Annotated in this window: 21 protein-coding genes; 1 reads left to right on the top strand and 20 read right to left on the bottom strand. The window is 62.7% G+C overall.

What is annotated here, in order from left to right:
- Nucleotide 1: 1 nt before the first annotated feature.
- Entirely contained in the window at nt 2–805 is an 804-nt protein-coding gene (locus HY896_03090) for a tetratricopeptide repeat protein (GenBank protein MBI5575331.1), read from the top strand.
- On the opposite strand, the gene HY896_03085 is transcribed toward HY896_03090, so the two are convergent.
- The 20 genes from HY896_03085 to HY896_02990 all read right to left on the bottom strand — a co-directional run bounded on the left by HY896_03085 (nt 802) and on the right by HY896_02990 (nt 16,255).
- Nucleotides 802–2,091, bottom strand: coding sequence for an HD-GYP domain-containing protein (locus HY896_03085; GenBank protein MBI5575330.1), 1,290 nt, complete (start codon nt 2,089–2,091; stop codon nt 802–804). The two genes, HY896_03090 and HY896_03085, sit on opposite strands and share 4 nt — an antisense overlap.
- A 9-nt stretch (nt 2,092–2,100) precedes the next feature.
- Nucleotides 2,101–2,400 carry an EscU/YscU/HrcU family type III secretion system export apparatus switch protein gene (locus tag HY896_03080; GenBank protein ID MBI5575329.1) on the bottom strand — a complete coding sequence of 100 codons (300 nt, stop codon included), beginning with the start codon at nt 2,398–2,400 and terminating at the stop codon, nt 2,101–2,103.
- Between the two features lies 1 nt (nt 2,401).
- Complete coding sequence (locus HY896_03075; GenBank protein ID MBI5575328.1) at nt 2,402–3,529, bottom strand: flagellar hook-length control protein FliK; 1,128 nt, start codon at nt 3,527–3,529, stop codon at nt 2,402–2,404.
- 50 nt (nt 3,530–3,579) lie between these two features.
- The gene (gene fliW / locus HY896_03070) at nt 3,580–3,966 is read right to left on the bottom strand and encodes a flagellar assembly protein FliW (GenBank protein MBI5575327.1); all 387 of its coding nucleotides are present in this window, start codon (nt 3,964–3,966) and stop codon (nt 3,580–3,582) included.
- Nucleotides 3,967–4,191 (bottom strand): carbon storage regulator CsrA, encoded by a 225-nt coding sequence (csrA, locus tag HY896_03065; protein MBI5575326.1) that lies wholly within the window; start codon nt 4,189–4,191, stop codon nt 3,967–3,969.
- Between the two features lie 99 nt (nt 4,192–4,290).
- Nucleotides 4,291–5,295 (bottom strand): flagellar hook-associated protein FlgL, encoded by a 1,005-nt coding sequence (gene flgL, locus HY896_03060; protein ID MBI5575325.1) that lies wholly within the window; start codon nt 5,293–5,295, stop codon nt 4,291–4,293.
- Nucleotides 5,292–6,914, bottom strand: coding sequence for a flagellar hook-associated protein FlgK (gene flgK, locus HY896_03055; protein MBI5575324.1), 1,623 nt, complete (start codon nt 6,912–6,914; stop codon nt 5,292–5,294). The genes flgL and flgK overlap by 4 nt, the downstream gene beginning before the upstream one ends.
- Before the next feature lies 1 nt (nt 6,915).
- Nucleotides 6,916–7,380 carry a flagellar export chaperone FlgN gene (gene flgN, locus HY896_03050; GenBank protein MBI5575323.1) on the bottom strand — a complete coding sequence of 155 codons (465 nt, stop codon included), beginning with the start codon at nt 7,378–7,380 and terminating at the stop codon, nt 6,916–6,918.
- The gene (flgM, locus tag HY896_03045) at nt 7,377–7,658 is read right to left on the bottom strand and encodes a flagellar biosynthesis anti-sigma factor FlgM (GenBank protein MBI5575322.1); all 282 of its coding nucleotides are present in this window, start codon (nt 7,656–7,658) and stop codon (nt 7,377–7,379) included. Before flgM ends, flgN begins: the two co-directional genes overlap by 4 nt.
- 47 nt (nt 7,659–7,705) lie before the next feature.
- Nucleotides 7,706–8,545, bottom strand: a complete 840-nt coding sequence (locus HY896_03040) for a peptidoglycan DD-metalloendopeptidase family protein (GenBank protein MBI5575321.1) — start codon at nt 8,543–8,545, stop codon at nt 7,706–7,708.
- The gene (locus tag HY896_03035; GenBank protein ID MBI5575320.1) at nt 8,546–9,661 is read right to left on the bottom strand and encodes a flagellar basal body P-ring protein FlgI; all 1,116 of its coding nucleotides are present in this window, start codon (nt 9,659–9,661) and stop codon (nt 8,546–8,548) included.
- 39 nt (nt 9,662–9,700) lie between these two features.
- On the bottom strand, nt 9,701–10,408 hold the full coding sequence (locus HY896_03030; protein ID MBI5575319.1) for a flagellar basal body L-ring protein FlgH: 708 nt from the start codon (nt 10,406–10,408) through the stop codon (nt 9,701–9,703).
- Nucleotides 10,380–11,051 (bottom strand): flagellar basal body P-ring formation protein FlgA, encoded by a 672-nt coding sequence (gene flgA, locus HY896_03025; GenBank protein ID MBI5575318.1) that lies wholly within the window; start codon nt 11,049–11,051, stop codon nt 10,380–10,382. The genes HY896_03030 and flgA overlap by 29 nt, the downstream gene beginning before the upstream one ends.
- Nucleotides 11,051–11,839 (bottom strand): flagellar basal-body rod protein FlgG, encoded by a 789-nt coding sequence (flgG, locus tag HY896_03020; protein MBI5575317.1) that lies wholly within the window; start codon nt 11,837–11,839, stop codon nt 11,051–11,053. The genes flgA and flgG overlap by 1 nt, the downstream gene beginning before the upstream one ends.
- 34 nt (nt 11,840–11,873) lie before the next feature.
- Nucleotides 11,874–12,605, bottom strand: a complete 732-nt coding sequence (locus HY896_03015; GenBank protein MBI5575316.1) for a flagellar hook-basal body protein — start codon at nt 12,603–12,605, stop codon at nt 11,874–11,876.
- Nucleotides 12,606–12,734: 129 nt separating this feature from the next.
- The gene (locus HY896_03010) at nt 12,735–13,091 is read right to left on the bottom strand and encodes a hypothetical protein (protein MBI5575315.1); all 357 of its coding nucleotides are present in this window, start codon (nt 13,089–13,091) and stop codon (nt 12,735–12,737) included.
- Nucleotides 13,092–13,109: 18 nt separating this feature from the next.
- Nucleotides 13,110–13,268, bottom strand: a complete 159-nt coding sequence (locus HY896_03005) for a hypothetical protein (protein ID MBI5575314.1) — start codon at nt 13,266–13,268, stop codon at nt 13,110–13,112.
- Nucleotides 13,269–13,280: 12 nt separating this feature from the next.
- A complete protein-coding gene (locus HY896_03000; protein ID MBI5575313.1) occupies nt 13,281–14,120 on the bottom strand; it encodes an HDOD domain-containing protein in 840 nt (279 codons plus the stop codon).
- Nucleotides 14,121–14,143: 23 nt separating this feature from the next.
- Nucleotides 14,144–15,742, bottom strand: coding sequence for a methyl-accepting chemotaxis protein (locus HY896_02995; protein MBI5575312.1), 1,599 nt, complete (start codon nt 15,740–15,742; stop codon nt 14,144–14,146).
- 30 nt (nt 15,743–15,772) lie between these two features.
- Nucleotides 15,773–16,255 (bottom strand): chemotaxis protein CheW, encoded by a 483-nt coding sequence (locus tag HY896_02990; GenBank protein MBI5575311.1) that lies wholly within the window; start codon nt 16,253–16,255, stop codon nt 15,773–15,775.
- Nucleotides 16,256–16,280: the final 25 nt, after the last annotated feature.

The following is a 16,280-nucleotide window of genomic DNA, read 5'->3' as shown; positions in this document are numbered from 1 at the left end:
AATGCCCACGAGCACTTACTGCCATATCCCGACGGTTGCGCGGTACCTGCAGGCGACGATGCCCGATTCCGTTCTCGACATCGGGGTCGGCAACGGCAAGATGGGTTTTATCGTCCGTGACATCCTCGACGTCATGATGGGTGAAAGGTGCATGAGAAAAGACTGGAAAATCAGGCTGGACGGGATAGAAGTATTCCCCGGCTACATCCAGGATCATCAAAGAGCGCTTTATGACGACATCCTGATCGGAGATGCCTATGAAACGATCGACGGGGCAGGCAAGTACGATCTATTGATCCTCGGCGACGTCCTCGAACATTTCGAGAAGCGGAAAGCGTGGCGGTTCCTCGACAAGTGTGCCGCCCACTCGAACCGGACGATAATGATCAACATTCCGTTGGGCGATCGATGGACCCAGGGGACCGTCCACGGCAACCCGCATGAAGAACACCGGTCGTTCTGGAATATCGGCGAGTTCGAACTTTTCACGCCCCAACGGGAAATCTTCGGGTTTCCCGGACCCGGAGAGTATGGTTGCCTCCTTGTCGACAAGGACGATTACCTGCGCCATCGGATAATCGAACAAGCGGATACGCTTGCATCGGAAAAGGGAACGCACGAGGCGTTGATTTTCCTGGAAGCCTCGTTGCCGCTGGTGCCGAAGGACAAGGCGGTCGCGTTTCTCCTGGTAGACCTGCTGCTGAAAGGCGGCCGCACGGAAGACGCCATACTGAGGCTGAAACGTATCGCGGAAGAGTTTCCCGACGACGCATCGGCAAGGCAATACCTGAAAATGATGGGCTAAACGGGGGCGGCCGCCCCTTCCGCGCGGAGAACTTCCGGCCCCTTGATCTTCCCGAGCATGCGGATGAACGCCTTAAGGAGATCGCGGTCGTAGTTCCGGGTCTCCTTCGTGATCTGGAGCAAGGCCTGGTAGGGCGATGCGGCGCGCTGGTACGGGCGGTGGGTCGTCATCGCGTCGTAGCAGTCGGCTATCGCGCATATCCGGCCGAACAGGCGGATGGATTCTTCCGAGACGCCGTAAGGGTATCCCGTTCCCCCGAGCCGCTCGTGGTGCTGGAGGACGGCGTAGTAAGCGTCGGGGTGGATCGCCTTGTGCTCCCGCAGGATCTTCTCCCCTTCAATGACATGTCCCTTGATGATGTTGTACTCCTCCGGAGTGAACTTCCCCGGCTTGTTCAGGATCGCGGGCGAGATCCTGCTCTTGCCGACATCGTGGAGAAGGGCGCCGAGCCCGAGGATTTCGGCGGCGGCCCGCCCGATGCCGTAGGCGATACCGATCCCTACGGAAATGACGGTGACGTTGACCGAGTGCGTGTAGGTGTAATGGTCGTAGCTGCTCAAGGAGACCAGGTCGTAGATCACGTCCCTGTTGGACACGATGCAGTCGGTCATCCGGGTGACGACGTCCACCGCATCCTTTATGTTTTCCCCGCTCCGCGGGTCCTCCAGCAGCCCCTTGATTATCGTCTTCGATTTCTCTTTGATAACGACGGCGCGCACCTTGCTCAAGTCTTCCGACGGGGCCGCGGCGCCGGGCGGCGCCTCGATCAGGCTGTCCAGGAACTTCTGGTACAGCGGGATGTCGGAATTCCGTATGACGACCTCTCCCGGAGAGGCCGAGATCCCTTCCGGAACGACACCTGGAGCGCTTTCGGTCGCTTCCACGAGCGGAACCATGTGAAGGTTGTGGAGCAGGTAGACGCCGAAACCGACGCGCACGCCGGGTTTAAGGAACGACCGGTCGACCTGGTAGTACTGCTGCTTGTGTTCGACGTACTCCCGGACGACCTCGGCGTTGTCCCTGTCCGGTATTACGATCTCGGCCGTCCGCTGGAGGTATAATTCCAGCGCCCGCGCGTCCTTCAGGTCTACGTAAACCTCTGTTGCGCCCCGCCGCCAGAGCTCGGCCTTTTCCTCCGGGCCGAACCTGTCCCCCTCCTTGAAGAGACGGGAAAAGATATCCTCTTCGCACACGAAGACGTCGAACGGCAGGTAGGTCCCTTCGGAGAGCTTGTCGGCCGGAAAGGCTTTCCGGGACCCGTAATCGTATACCTTGTACCTGGCCATCGCTTCTCCTCAGCCGCCCGCGCGCGGGACCGCCGAATGTCCCGGCGCCTCTCCCCGGTTAAGCAGGTAAAGGAACGCCAGGATCTCGGCGACCGCCTTGTACAGCTCCGGCGGGATCTCCCGGTAAAGGTCGAGCGAAGCGAGCACCTGGACAAGTTCCCTGTCTTCGCGGATCGGGATGCCGTGATGACGGGCGATCTCGAGGATCCTTTCGGCGACGGCGCCGCTGCCCTTCGCGACCAGCCGCGGGGCGGCGTCCTTGCCTTGCAGATACCGGAGCGCGGCGGCCTGGCGGTTTCTCTTCGCCACCCTACACCTCCAGGTCGACGCCGTCGCGCGCCGGGACGCCGAAGGTAACGCTCTTCTTCCGATGTACGCTTACGGCCTTCAGATCGAGGTCGGCTTCCCGGAACCTCTTGCCGACTTCTTCCGCGAGAGAAGCAAGCAGCGAGCGCGTCTCCTCGCTCTCCGGGGCGAACGAAACGAAGAAGGCGCGGTCGTACATCGTAACGGAAACCGACATCCTTCCGAGCGGGCGCAGGTCGAGGTTCAGCTCGCAGGTGTAGGATTCCCCCTTGCCCCGGGAACCTTTCCGGAACAGCATTTCCCCGTCGACAAGCCCGTTCCATGCGAGGTGAAGCGGCGCGCAGAGAACCCCGTGGGCGGCCGAGGCAAGCTGGAACGATTCGATGGTGGCAAGAAGCCGGTCGGCCTCCACGTGCGCGCGTCCGGGACCGCCGCCGGGCGCCTTCGCGGCATCGGCTGCGCCGTGCTCCCGAAGCGCTTCCCGCAGCCGGAGAAGCGCCTCCTTCAAATCGGGTCCGGCCGCAGGTCCCCCCTCTTCCATCGCCGCGGCAAGACCTGTTCCGGTTCCTATGGATTCCTCGCCGGCGGAAATTTTAAGCTTCGTTTCGAGGAGGATGCCGGATCCTTCCACCGCATCCTTGAGAACAGGCCCGTCGAGGCCCGCGATCTCCGGCGCCGACTCCTCTATTACGCCGAACCCCCGGACCGCATCCTTCACATCGGGCGGAAGGAGGCGGAGCGTCTCCCGCGCATCGCGGATTCCGGCCGACGTAAGCCGCGACGCCGCAAGCTCCGATGCAAGCCCGCGGTATTCTTCGGCAAGACCGGCGGGGCTCCCCGTCCCGGATGCCTCCTCTCCCAACACTCCAAGGAACCGGAGGGCGATCTCACGCTCTCCTCCGACAACTTTCAGGAGAATGTTCTCTCCCGGGTCGAGCGGCACTTCCGAACGGGCAGTGACGACCCCTGTCTTTCCCGATTCCATGGTTATGCGGATCGATACGTTGCCGTCGTCCTGAAGGGAAAGGACCTCCGCCCGGACCACGTCACCGATCTTGAGGCGGAACCCCTCGCCGGAACGCGAAAGGAACGTGAGCGTGTTTTGGATTTGCGCGACGCCGTCGATCTTCATAATGAAAGGAGGCGCCGCGACGGCGCGGGGAGGATGGAGGCCACGGGCTTTCAGCCCCTGTCGAGGATAGCCTGCACCCCGAGCATGCGGCTGGAATTGATCGCCAGAGGGCCGTTCACGTTGGCGATGACCTTGCCGCCGTCCACCCTCAGGATCAGGAGGACCGCGAGGTCGTCCTCACGCTCGATCCGGAGGAAACGCGCGACGTCGCCTCCGAGATTGATCGTCCCTTCCGCGGCCACCGATTTCGGGTCGGTCACTATGAATGCGACTTCCGGGTCGTCGACCGCCTGGAGCCACTTCAGGGGGGTGTCCTTGTAGTCGAGAAGGACGTAACGGTCGAGCCGGGGAAAGCCGAGGATCCCCGCCGGGAAGCGGATGATCCTGTCTTCGCCCACCTCGAGCCGCCCGAACCGTGTTGTCCGAAACGCGACCATCTATTTGATCTTCTCCTTCATCCGCTTGAAGTCGTCCGCCGAGAGACCGGACGCCTCGATGTTCTCCGACCTGATCTTCTCGTAGATCTCGCCCCGGTAGATGCGGACTCCCTGGGGTGCGCTGATGCCGATCTGTACCTGGTTTCCACGAACCTCGAGCACCGTCACCGTGATTTCGTCGCCGATCTTGACCGCCTCCTCAGGCTTCCGTGTCAGAACCAGCATACTTCCTCCGATCCGGCCCGGCCAAGGTGGCGATCCCGGCGCCGCGGGCGATAATTTTGGTGTCTTTTCCCCTCCTTGCTCCGCTATTATACGCGGTTTCTAACTCAGGAAGTCGAGCAGCGATCGGGACAGGATCTTTCCCGCCGACGCCCGCAGCGCCTGGAGCGTGGCGTCGGTCTTCACTATTTCGCTCGCGGCCGACGACAGGTCGACGTCCTCCACGCCGGACAGCGCTATCTGCGCCGCGAGCTTCGCGTCGTCGAGCCGGTCCCCCTGGTCGTCGAGCCGGTTGAGTCTCGCCCCGAGGTCCGCCCGGACATCCGTAACTTGTCCCGCCGCGTCGTCGAGGGTTTTAAGGATCGCGGAAATCCTGGCGGTGTCGTTGCTCTCGAGCGCCTGCGACAGGATGCCCGTCATCTGCATCACGTTGTCGAAACTGAAGCTGTCGAGAACCGTCGTGTCGTCGGACGCGCGGATTTCGACGTTGACGGTCGTACCGCCGCCGGGAATGTAGTGGACAATGGTGCCGTCCTCCTGCGTAACGGTCTCTTCGGCCGCCTGGGAATATCCGAACGCCTCCGTGCCGATGACGTTCTTCGGAATCAGGACATCCTTGTCCACCGCCACGTTGACCGATCCCGTATCCCCCTGGTAGGCGAACAGCGCGTCGAACGCAGGCGCATCCGTGCGGAATCCCGAGAAGATGTATCGTGACCCGAGACGGCTGTTCGACAGCGAGAGGAACTGGTCCCGCAACTCGAACGCCTCCTGCGCGAGGGCGTCCCGCGTGGCATCGCTTTGGGTCCCGCTCGCCGCCTGGAGCGCGATTTCTTTCGTGCGCGTCAGGGCGGAGGAAACCGACGTGAGCGCCTTTTCGGCGAATGCGATCGCGGTGGAAGCGTCGTCCGCGTTTTTCCGGTATTGCTCGCCCGAGTCTATCGCAAGCCTGTAGTCCAGCGCGCGAGCCGTCCCTCTCACGTCGTCCGAAGGCCTGTTGATCCTCTTGCCGGAGGAAATCTGCTCGTTCAGGCGGAACAAATCCGCGAGGTTCTTCATCAGGGAATCGGTGACCTGCTGGAACGCCTGGAACGAGGAGACTCTCATAATTGCAGCACCGTCTGGAAGAGTTCATCGGTGATCTTGATGATCCGCGCCCCCGCTTCGAACATCCGCTGGAATGCGATGATTTTCGTCGCCTCCTCGTCGATCGATACACCGGAGGCGGACTCCCTGCGGTTGACGAGCTCGCTTTTAAGGTTCACGTCGAACGTCATGAGGTCGGCGGCGTCCCGGGCGTGCGCACCGGCCTCGGTGACGAGACCGCTGTAAAACGCCGAAAACGTATCGTCCCCAAGCGCATCCACCGCGGCGTCGGCGAGACCGGCGATGGCGAGCGCGTTCGAGTTGTCTCCCGGCAGAGCGGATGCGGCGGAAGCCGCGGCGATCTTCCTGGAATCGGATACGGAAACGCTCATGTTCGCGGCGGCGTCCGTCAGCGGACTGACGGTGAACGCGTCCCCTTCGGCGACCGTTCCCGTAATGACGACGCTGATCCCTTCGAACGCGATGGAGCCGCCGGAAGCGTATGTCCCGGTCGCAACCGTCGCGCCGGTACCCGCATCCGCCACGGTATAGGCGTTTCCCGCCCCGATTGAGATGGAATACTCCGATAGCGTCAGAGCGGCCGGATCGGTGACCGTCGCGGAGGTGACGGTCGCCCCGGCGGAGTCGGCCGTCGTCGAAAGCGAAAGCGGCGCGAAGAAGTCGTTGCCCGTCGTGCCGTCGAGTCCGTAGCCCGCGCGGTGGAGAAGGTTCATCTCCTTCGTAAGAGCCGCGGCCAGCAGACGCAGCCCGGGAAGCGTCTCCGATTCCACCGTCTCACGGGACGCGAGGAGCCCGCCAAGCCGGCCCTCGGCGATCTGCGCCGTCATGTCTTTACCGTCGAGGAGGATGCGAAGGTCGCCGGACGATTCAGTCGCCGTGGACAGCGTGGCGGCTCTTTGCCCGTCGACGAGCGAGCGCATTCCCAGGAAAACGTTCAACGATCCGGTGGCGTCTTCCAGGGTCTCGATATCGGCGAGGCCGGACAGCTCTTTGACGAGCATGTCCCGGGAGTCCCTCAGGTCGTTCGCCGTCGCGGTTCCGCCGGCTTCGACCTCCACGATCCGCCCGTTGAGGAGTGCGATGTCCGTCGCGATCGCGCCGATCCTTTCCACGGCCGAGGAGATATCGTCGTTGATCCCCCCGACCGTCGCGACCAGGTTGCGGTCCATGCGTCTCAGCGTCCCGGCGAGTGAAGCGGCTTTCGAGAGCAGGACCGTCCTCTGAGCCGTGTCTTCCGGATTCGCCGAGAGGGACTGCCACGCGTCGAATAAGGCGTTGAGGCTCTCGGAGATGCCGGCGCCCGCCGAGTCGTTGAATACCTGCTCCACCTGCCCGAAGACCTGGTCCATCGCCGTGGATTTTCCGAGGTTGGTCTCCTGGCCCAGGAGCTGGGTTTCGATGAAACGGTCGTAACGCCTCTCGATCGCCTTGACCGCGACGCCGATGCCCATGTACCCGGTGGCCATCGGGACAATGGGTGATGCCGTCTCGAGGACCACCTCCTGGCGGGTGTAGCCGGGGGTGTTGACGTTTGCGATATTGTGTCCCGCCACGTTCAGGGCGGCCTGGCTGGCGTACAGAGTGGACTTGCCTATATTGATGAGACTTAAAAGCGACATCTCACGTTTCCCGCGACACGAGGGAGCCGCTTCCGGGCAGCGCGGAACGGGATCCGCCGAGCGACCGGAAGAAGCCGGATGCCACACGGACGTTCCACAGAGAGCGGTCGATCAGGTGACGGTTGAAGCCGTTAAGGTCATCGATGCTCTGGACGAGCGAGACGAGCTTGAGCCTGATGCCTGCGAGTTCCGTATCGCCGGTGCGCTCGGCGAGGCTGCGCAGGGTTATCTCTCCCCCGGGTCCTCCTTCCTTCCCCGTGAAATGGGCTGCGGTCAGCCGGATGCGTTCTTCCTCCAGGAGCCGCAGGCGCAGAAGGAGCGTATCCTTTCCCTTCGAGATCTCCTCCATCCCCGCGACGTCGAAGTCCACGAGGCGAGTCCTTTCCTCCTGAAGCAGGCAGACGAGCTCCTTGCAGCATTTCTCCTGCTCCAGGAGGATATTCTTTAGGTCGTCCAATGGTTTCATACGATCTCGTCGATGATCTTCTCCGCCACCTTATCGGTGTCGACGACGTATTCCCCCGAGTCGACTTTTGCCTTGATACCTTCCACCTTCTCCGTCCTTACCTCGGGGAGACTGTTGACGATCCCTGCAAGCTCCCTGATTTCCCTGGCTTTGCCGGAGAGGTCGACCTTGTCGGCGACGTCCGGCTTTTCCGCCGGGCGGGCGGGGCCGCTCGTTCCGGTTTTCTGCAGCCGGACGACGCCCGAACTCCCCGGCGGCTTCTTGCCGCTGACTTTCATTCCTGTCTCCCGTAAGACGGTCTTTTCCCTTGTATCTTATCGGTTTTTCAGCCCTGTCCTTTAACCGCACGGGCCAAAACCGCCTCCGGGCGCAGGTTTTTCCCTTCGTATAGGACCTCGAAGTGCAGGTGCGGTCCTGTGGAACGCCCCGTCTCCCCCACTTCGGCAAGAATCGTATCGGGGCCGACCCGGTCGCCCGCCTCGACCCGGTTGACCCGGTTATGCGCGTATTTCGTCACGAAGCCGTCGCCGTGGTCGATGACGACGACGTTTCCGTACCCCTTTTCCCGCCCGCTGAAAGTCACTGTTCCCGCCTTCAAGGGATAGATCGCCGTGCCCGCCGGTGCGGCGATGTCCATGCCGCGGTGGAAAGCGATTCCGCCCGTGAACGGGTCCTTCCTCGGACCGAAGGAGGAGCTTAGGCGTCCCCCGTTCCGAATGGGGAAGAAGACGGTCGCCTCGGCGGGTGCAATGGGTTCTTTATCTTCCTTGCTACTTTCCGCCGCTTCTTCCCTGCGTATCCCGTGAACGGGCAGGGAAGCCTCCGGCGGGCTGATGGTCTTTACCGCCGTCGGACTGCCGGCGCTCTCCTCCACGGCGGATGTTTTGCCGCCGAGCCCCCGCAGCAGCAGATCCTGCAGGCCGAGCCCCCGCGCGGCGAGGATCCTGGCAAGCTCCATGTCGAACAGGCTGCCGTAAACGTCGCCGCCCAACCCCTTCACGCCGGCATGTCCGCCCGACGCCGACCGCATCGCCTTGATCATCTGGTGGGCGAAAACGGATTCCATCTCCCGTGCCGCAGCCTTGACGGCCTCCCGATCGGTCCTGCCCCGCAACGATTCGATGCCCCCGGGGAGCGTAGAAGCCATATGGCCGGTGAGCTTCACTTAAATAATCTCCAATTCCGCGCGCAGCGCTCCCGAGGACCGGAGCGCCTGCAGTATGGCTATCAGGTCGCGGGGCGTGACGCCGAGCGAGTTGAGCGCCTTCACGATCTCGCCGAGCGTCGCCCCGGATACTTCCATAAGCGTCGCTTTCTGCTCGTTCGCGGCTACCTGCTTCTGCGGCACGACGACGGTCTCCGCCTTTTCCGGGGCGAAGGGTTTGGGCTGCGACACCTGGAAATCCGTCCTGATTTCTATCGTGAGGTTGCCGTGCGCAATGGCGACGGGAGAGATCTTGACGCTTTCTCCGATGACGACGGTGCCGGTTCGCTCGTTCACAGTCACGCGCGCAGGCATGTCGACCGAAACTTCGATCGCTTCGACGGCCGAGATAAGCTCGGGAAGGCGGCCTTTGTAGCTCTCCGGCACAAGCAGCTTGACCGTGGAGGAATCCGCGGCCCGCGCATGCCCCGTCTTGAGCGTTTCGTTGATCCTCCCCGCGATACGGGTCGCGTTCGTGAAGTCCTGCCGGTTCAGAAACAGGCGGAGCTCATCCCCCCCCACGATGAAGGGAAGGTCTTTCTCTATGATCGCGCCGCGCGGGACGTTGCCGACGGTAGGATGGTTCTTGACGACCTTGGTCCCGCCCTCTCCGCCGATGAATCCGCCGATGGATACGGGGCCCTGCGCGACCGCATAGACCTTGCCGTCAGCTCCTTTCAGCGGCGTCAGTATCAGCGTTCCCCCCTGGAGTGTCTTGGCGTCTCCCATGGCCGCCACCGACGCGTCTATCCGGGTGCCCGGCTTCGGGAACGGGGGCAGCATCGCGGTGACCATCACCGCGGCCGTGTTCTTCGCCTTGATATCGTTGGCGTTCACGGTCAGGCCCATGCGTTTCAGCATGTTGACGATGCTTTGCTGGGTGGCCAACCCCTTGTCGCCCGCGCCGTCGAGGCCGACGACGAGGCCGTATCCGACCAGCTGGTTTTCGCGAACTCCCTCGAAAACCGCGAGATCCTTGATTCTCTCGGCGAGGGACGGGGCGGCCATGCCGGCCGTCAAGGCCAGGACCAGCCCGATCAATACCGCGGTTTTCGCGCTCCCGCGGTACGCATCCATCCGATAGTTCGCCATCATCGCTCCCGTTTCCACCTTGCGTCAGAACGGCCAGACGTTGTCGATGAACCGCGTCAGCCACCCCTGCTTCTGTTTGTCCTGGAGGACCCCGTCCCCGACGAGGTAGATATCGGCGTCCGCGACCTTGCTGCTCGGAATCTCGTTCGCGACGCTTACGTCCTCGGGGCGGACCATCCCTCGCAGGATGAGGGTCTGCTTCTCGTTGTTGATCGTGATGTCCTTGCGCGACTCGATGGCGAGGGTGCCGTTCGGCATCACCTCCACTACGCGGGCGGTGATGGTGCCGACGATCTTCCCCGTCCGGTTCGTTGTCCCCGTTCCTTCGAAATCGCTTTCCATCGACCCGCTCACGGTCGGCGAAAATTTGTTCCCCGTCCCGTAGAGGTTCGGCCTGTTGAGGTCGAGAGGGGCGCCGAAGAAGCCGGTGACCTTCGCGTCGAGCGTCGACTTCCTTGCCGCGTTCGTGTCGGCCGTGCCGGAGCCGGAGATGTTCTCCGATACGACGATGGTCAGCAGATCGTTGGTCCTTCTCGCCTTCGGGTCCTCGAAGAGGCCTCCCCCGTCGCTCCAGAGGGAATTAGCCGTCTTCCCGTTCCCTTTCTCCTGCGGATAAACGTATTTGGGCGGGGGCGGGGGCAGCTTCGGCGTCATCGCGCATCCGAGGAAGAGCAGCGCGGAGCCCAGGACGGCGAAGGCCTCTCTAACGATTGACACGGACCGTGTTTTCATCGATCAGGATCCCCGTTACAGTTCGTTTCGATGCGGTGTTGACCGCCATAACGGCGTTGCTGACGTATGCGTTCTCGCGGGTCTCGCCGGTGGCGGCGATCCGCATGCCGCCGTTCTCGTACAGAAGCGTCACTTTCCGGCCCCGCTTCACGAGCGAGGTTTCGGCGACGTGCCTGTCGACGACCGGGAGGTTCCGCCCGAGCGACCGGGTAAGGATTTTGCCGACGACCGCCTGCGGGTCCCGAATCGCTCCGGCTGGAACGCGCCCGATCTCCATGCGGGAAAGGCAGACGTCCTCCTCGCCGACGGGCATGCCCTTCCGAAGGGGACGCGCGCTTACGACGACCTCATCGAACGCGGCGACGTCGGCCGTCGCCGTGACGGCCGGCCCGTTTTCGTATTCCATGGAGAAGACGGTCCGGCCGGGAAGCCCTTTCGCGACGGTGATGCGGCGCGGGGCCGTTTTCGGCGGCTCCGCGCTGAGGGAAAGGTTGCGCACCTCGACGTCGGTCCAGGGGCGGTGCTCCAGCACGTACGCCCGGAGGATCTCCGCCGGCGCCGGGCTCCCGGCGAAGGCCGGGAAAGCCGCGGCCGCCGCCGATAGCAGGATGAGGATCGTCGCCGCGACCTGGGCTGCGCGCATCATCTCCTCATGTTGTTGGCGGCCTGGAGCATCTCGTCGGAGGCCTGGACGGCCTTCGAATTGATCTCGTACGCCCGCTGGCTGACGATCATGTTGATCATCTCCTCGACCACGTTCACGTTGCTCATTTCGACGAATCCCTGGGAAACCGTCCCCATTCCGTCGACGCCCGGATTCGCGGTGATGGCCTCACCGGACGCGTCGGTCGGCAGGAAAAGGTTCCGCCCGATCGCCCGCAACCCGCCTGGATTGGTGAATCGCGCGAGCGTTATCTGGCCGACCTGGGTGGGAGCGCTGGTCCCCGGCTGGGTCACCGTGACCTTGCCGTCGGTGCCTATCGTGATGCTCATTGTGTTCGACGGGATCGTGATCGCGGGGTCGATCGGATAGCCGTCGGAGGTGACGACACGCCCCTCGCTGTCCATCTTGAAGCTGCCCGCCCTGGTGTAGGCCATTTCGCCGTCCGGCTTGGGGACCTGGAAAAAACCGTCCCCTTCGATGACGAGGTCGAGCTGGTTTCCCGTGGTGGCGAAGTCCCCCTGTTCGAAGATCTTCTGGACGGCCACGGGGCGCACGCCGAGCCCCACCTGTATGCCGGAGGGGATCTGGAACCCTTCAGCGGAAGCGGAACCGGGGGTCCGCACGTTCTGGTAGAGAAGGTCCTGGAAATCCGCCCTCCCGCGCTTGAACCCGGTTGTGTTCACGTTGGCGAGGTTGTTCGCCACCACGTCGATGTTGATCCGCTGCGCTTCCATACCCGTCGCAGCCGTGAAAAGCGACCTAAGCATCGTTTCCTCCTTCCAGCCCGAACTTGAAGTCCGATCAGATCCTCGCCATCTCGTTGTTAACGCGGGACGCCGCGTCGTCGAACGCCTGGATCACCTTCTGGTACGATTCGAACTCCCGCATCGTCGCCAGAAGCTGGACCATCTCCTTCACCACGTAGACGTTTGAAGCCTCGAGATTCCCCGACATGGCGACGGCGTTCGATTTCGCCGGCTTCATGTCGGTCGTGAACTGGCTGTCCTCGAGCTGCACCAGCGAGTCGGTATTCCCGAAGCTCACGATCTTCAAGGTATCGACCGGCTTTCCGTCGACGCGCACATCGCCCGAAGTCGTGATGTCCGCCTTGCCGGGAGGGAGCTTTATGGGACCCTTCGCGCCGAGGACCTTCCGGCCGCCCTGGGCGATGAGATAGCCGTCTCCGCTCACCCGAAAGTCGCCCTTTCTCGTGTAGCGGCCTCCCTCCAGGCTGAAGAAACCGTTACCGTCAAGGGCCACGTCGAGGGGGTTCCCCGTCTTGAAGTGGTTCCCCTCCGAAAAATCGTTCCGGACCGCGGAAAGGTCGCTCATGGCGCGGCCGTCGTCGCTCTCCGGGGTACCGCTCAGTCGCGATAAGAGGTGTTCCTTGAACGACGAGCGCGACTTCTTGAAGCCGACGGTGTTGGCGTTGGCTATGTTGTTGGAGAGAAGATCGAGCTGGCCCTGCTTGAGGACCGCTCCTGAAAGCGCGATGTAGATGCCCTTGTGCATGCCTGTTGGAACAGCAAGCATGATGCCAAGTACCGATGCGCCGGAAACGCACGCAGGACGGGCGGTTTCAGGGAAAAACGGAACGAGGGAGCGTTCCGGCGAGGAAAACTTTTCCGGCGGCGGAAAGGATTGCCGGAGTGTCGCCCGGCGCTACTTGCCGCCGAGGTTTAGGATGAGCTCCACTTCGCCTTTAGTCATGTCGAACAGGCGTGCGATCCCTTCCACGTCGAGGCCGCCCCGCGCCAGCGCGAGGACTTCCGTGCGGCGCGCCTCGACCATGTCGCGATGGACCGCGGCGATCCCGCCCGCCCGCGCCACGAGCGCCTCGACTTCGCGCGCCTTCTCGTCGAGCCGCGCCTCGGCCGCCTGAAGCGCCTTCAGGCGTTCGTCAATTTTCCGGAAAATTCTTTCGGAAATCTCCTCGACTTCGGCGAGTTCGAGCGTCAGCCGCGCCCGGGCCTCTTCCTGCGCGAAGCCGTCCTTCTTTCCGAGCAGCTTTTTCAACATTGCGGGAATTTCGGCCTTCTATACCTTGATGTCGACGTTTCTCTTGCCTGGCTCGGGTTCCGCGTCCTTCTCCTTCGGCGGGGCGGGCCGCTTCTTTCCCCGGCGGGAGGAGTTCTCGTCCTTCTCCCTTCTGAATGCGATCGGCCGGAAAATGCTTTTCAGCTCCTCGATCGCCACCGCCGCCCCCCCTCATTCCCCCCCGAAGAACGCTTTTATATCATACCGAAGTCCGCCCAGCTTGTGGCAGATCGACTGCATGGCGTCGTCCCCGATGTCGAGCTCCAGAAGGATGGCGCCGTGCGCGGGGATCCAGACGCCGTCGTCGATGAACCGCGGGCAGAACCGCCGCGAAAGCCCCTCCGCCAACGACAGGATGGAGACCCCGAGATGGTTTTCTCCGGCCTCCGACGGGTGGTGGTGGCTACGGATCGCCGACACGATGTCGTCCGGGATCCCCGCATTTACCGCGTACCATCCCCCCGCGTCGGCATGCGTGCAGCCGAAAAGCTCCATCTCCCGATCGAGGAAATCGTCCCCCGTCCCGATTTCGTAGTACTTCTCCCTGTCCTTTTCGAAGAAAATAAGCCGCCCTATGTCGTGGATCAGGCCGCACAGGAAACTCTCGGCCGGTGCGACCATCGAGATCGTGTCCGAGATGACGGCGGAGAGATAGGCGACCTCGTACCCGTGGATCCAGAGGTTCTGGATGTCGAGGGAGTTTCTCGCCGGGAAGGCGTCCATCACGCCCATCGCCAGCGCGATGGAGCGGATCCGCTCGTATCCGAGGAACATCACGGCGTGCCTCAAGTCCCGAACGGTGCCGGAATGGCCGAACATGACCGAGTTGGCGATCCGTATGGTCCGTTCGGCGAGCGCCTGGTCGTGCGAGATCAGCTGGATAAGGTCCTGGGGTGAGGAGTTCTCGTCCTTTACGAGGGCCAGTATTTTCCCGAGCATGGTGGGGATCGTCCGCGTGCGGTACATCCCCTTCACGAACGACTGGATTTCTAACCCTCGGTCCTCTGCCATGGCATTTTCAGATAAGTCTCCTCCTATACCTTGAACCAGGCGGCCGATTCGTTCAGCTCGCCCGCCATCTGGGAAAGGCCGAGAACGGTCGCACGGATCTGTTCCACGGCGGTCTCGGTCGTCCGGGTGACGTTGGCGATAGCCTCCATGTTGGACGACACCTGTTCGGACGCGGCGGACTGCTCTTCGGCGGCGGCGGCGATCCGCTGAATCATGTCGGTGCTGACGGCCGAGGCGGCGACGATGCGATCCAGGGCGGCCTTCGCCTGTTCGGCGAGCGACACTCCCTTCTCGACTTCCACGATCCCTGCCTGCATACCCGCTACCGACCGCTCCGTCTCTTCCTGGATCTTTTCGATCTTCACGGTGATTTCCTTCGTCGCCTTGCCGGTCCGCTCCGCCAGCTTCCTTACCTCGTCGGCGACGACGGCGAATCCCCTCCCGAACTCTCCGGCGCGCGCCGCCTCTATGGCGGCATTCAGGGCCAGCAGGTTCGTCTGGTCGGCTATATCGTTGATGGTGTTTATGATCGTCCCTATCTCCTGGCTCGCCTTCCCGAGCTCCCCGACCGTATCCGCGGACTCCTTCACCGTGCCCGCTATCCCGTGCATCCCGGCGACCGTGTCCTCGACCTTCTTTCGCCCCTCCGCCGCGATCCGGCTGGCGTCCTTCGACGCGCTTGAGGCGTCGGACGCGTTCTTCGCGACGTCCATCACCGTTTGGGCCACTTCAGTGATCGCCGCGGCCGCCTGTTCCGTCTGCTTGCTCTGCTCCTTCATTCCGCGCGTGAGGGACTCCGTCGTTGCGGAGACTTCCTCGCTGCTGCTCGCCAGCGTGTTCGTCATCCCCTTGATCTGTCCCGCGATCCGGCGCAGGTTCCCTATCATCGCGTTGAACCCCTGCGCCATGTCGCCGACCTCGTCGTTGCTCATCACGGCGACGTCCCGGGTCATGTCGCCGCCCGCCGCCTTCTCCGCCACGTCGCGGGCCGACTCGACCGAATGGTGCAGCTTGCGGATCACTACGACGCTCACCCCCAACGCGATCCCGATTCCGAGGACCACGCCGAAAAAGAGCCCCCATCGGAGCGTCCTGATCGTGGAGGCAAGGCGCGAGAACTTATCAGCCTCCGCCTTCGCGAACAGGTCGCTCATCTTTTCGAGGGATTCCATCAACGGCCCGTCCTTGCTTTTCACGAGCTTGTCGACGGCGGCGATGTCCTTGCCGGACCGGCGCTGGCGAACCAGTTCGGAGAACGACTGCTCATATGCGGTGAGGGCCTCCTTCGCCTTCTTCGACTCGGCGAGCGCCCCCGCATTGCCTGCCATGAGATCCTCGAAGTTCTTGATGTTCCTCTTTTGCTGCTCCATCTCGTCCGCGAAGTCCTTAACGTATTTCTCGTCCTTGCGGATCAGGTAGTTCTTGAAGGCGTGGATGGCATGCCCGAGGTCGACCTGGCTCCTCATGGCGGGTTCCCGCTTCGAAAAGTCCGCATGGGAAATATTTTCGAATTTATCGAGGAAGAAAGTAAGACCGTAGATCGCGGCAGCCGTGCCGGCGATCATGATGATAGAGACGAGTCCCACCAGGCCGTACATTTTTTTCGCGAACGTGACCTTCATGATTCCCCCGGGGCCCCCAGATTGATTTACCTACATGCCGGCCGCGGCCTTGACCATCGTCGTCTCCCCTTCGGAAACCCCCAGGAGCCTCTCGATGTCCAGGAGGATGAGGAGACGCTCCTTGAGCTTCCCGACCCCGCGGATGTACTCGGAACCGACCCCCGAAGTCATCGGAGGGGGAGGCTCGACGATGTCTGACGGGATTCGCAGAACCTCGGAGACGGAGTCGACGATGATGCCCGCTGCCGTACCTACGTCCACGACGACGATCTTCGAGTGGGCGTCCTTCTCCTTGTGCGGAAGGCCGAATTTGCTCCGCAGGTTGATTACCGGGATGACCTTCCCTCGCAGGTTGATGACGCCCTCGATGCACGGCGGAGCGTTCGGCACCGCCGTGATGTCCATCATCCGGTTGATTTCGTGGACCTTGAGGATGTCCACCCCGTACTCCTCGTCGCCCAGCCGGAACGTTACCAACTGAATGATCTTCTTATCGACGGTCAGCGCTTCCATGGCCCTCCCCCTGAACGTTTTGCAG

This window comes from Deltaproteobacteria bacterium (genome assembly GCA_016218975.1).
In the GTDB taxonomy this organism is placed as follows: domain Bacteria; phylum Desulfobacterota; class Deferrimicrobia; order Deferrimicrobiales; family Deferrimicrobiaceae; genus JAENIX01.
The sequence above is the reverse complement of the archived record's forward strand: the minus strand, read 5'-3'. Positions and strand labels throughout refer to the sequence as shown.

Excerpts from the sequence above, each read along its gene's own strand:
- flgA (MBI5575318.1), bottom strand. The coding sequence starts at position 11,051 with ATGCGCGCAGCCCAGGTCGCGGCGACGATCCTCATCCTGCTATCGGCG.
- HY896_03000 (MBI5575313.1), bottom strand. The coding sequence starts at position 14,120 with ATGGCAGAGGACCGAGGGTTAGAAATCCAGTCGTTCGTGAAGGGGATG.
- HY896_03090 (MBI5575331.1), top strand. The coding sequence starts at position 2 with ATGCCCACGAGCACTTACTGCCATATCCCGACGGTTGCGCGGTACCTG.
- flgM (MBI5575322.1), bottom strand. The coding sequence starts at position 7,658 with ATGAAAGTCAGCGGCAAGAAGCCGCCGGGGAGTTCGGGCGTCGTCCGG.
- flgL (MBI5575325.1), bottom strand. The coding sequence starts at position 5,295 with ATGAGAGTCTCCTCGTTCCAGGCGTTCCAGCAGGTCACCGATTCCCTG.
- HY896_03030 (MBI5575319.1), bottom strand. The coding sequence starts at position 10,408 with ATGAAAACACGGTCCGTGTCAATCGTTAGAGAGGCCTTCGCCGTCCTG.
- fliW (MBI5575327.1), bottom strand. The coding sequence starts at position 3,966 with ATGGTCGCGTTTCGGACAACACGGTTCGGGCGGCTCGAGGTGGGCGAA.
- HY896_03035 (MBI5575320.1), bottom strand. The coding sequence starts at position 9,661 with ATGGATGCGTACCGCGGGAGCGCGAAAACCGCGGTATTGATCGGGCTG.
- HY896_03015 (MBI5575316.1), bottom strand. The coding sequence starts at position 12,605 with ATGCTTGCTGTTCCAACAGGCATGCACAAGGGCATCTACATCGCGCTT.
- HY896_02995 (MBI5575312.1), bottom strand. The coding sequence starts at position 15,742 with ATGAAGGTCACGTTCGCGAAAAAAATGTACGGCCTGGTGGGACTCGTC.
- csrA (MBI5575326.1), bottom strand. The coding sequence starts at position 4,191 with ATGCTGGTTCTGACACGGAAGCCTGAGGAGGCGGTCAAGATCGGCGAC.
- flgK (MBI5575324.1), bottom strand. The coding sequence starts at position 6,914 with ATGTCGCTTTTAAGTCTCATCAATATAGGCAAGTCCACTCTGTACGCC.
- flgN (MBI5575323.1), bottom strand. The coding sequence starts at position 7,380 with ATGAAACCATTGGACGACCTAAAGAATATCCTCCTGGAGCAGGAGAAA.
- HY896_03085 (MBI5575330.1), bottom strand. The coding sequence starts at position 2,091 with ATGGCCAGGTACAAGGTATACGATTACGGGTCCCGGAAAGCCTTTCCG.
- HY896_02990 (MBI5575311.1), bottom strand. The coding sequence starts at position 16,255 with ATGGAAGCGCTGACCGTCGATAAGAAGATCATTCAGTTGGTAACGTTC.
- flgG (MBI5575317.1), bottom strand. The coding sequence starts at position 11,839 with ATGCTTAGGTCGCTTTTCACGGCTGCGACGGGTATGGAAGCGCAGCGG.
- HY896_03010 (MBI5575315.1), bottom strand. The coding sequence starts at position 13,091 with ATGTTGAAAAAGCTGCTCGGAAAGAAGGACGGCTTCGCGCAGGAAGAG.
- HY896_03075 (MBI5575328.1), bottom strand. The coding sequence starts at position 3,529 with ATGAAGATCGACGGCGTCGCGCAAATCCAAAACACGCTCACGTTCCTT.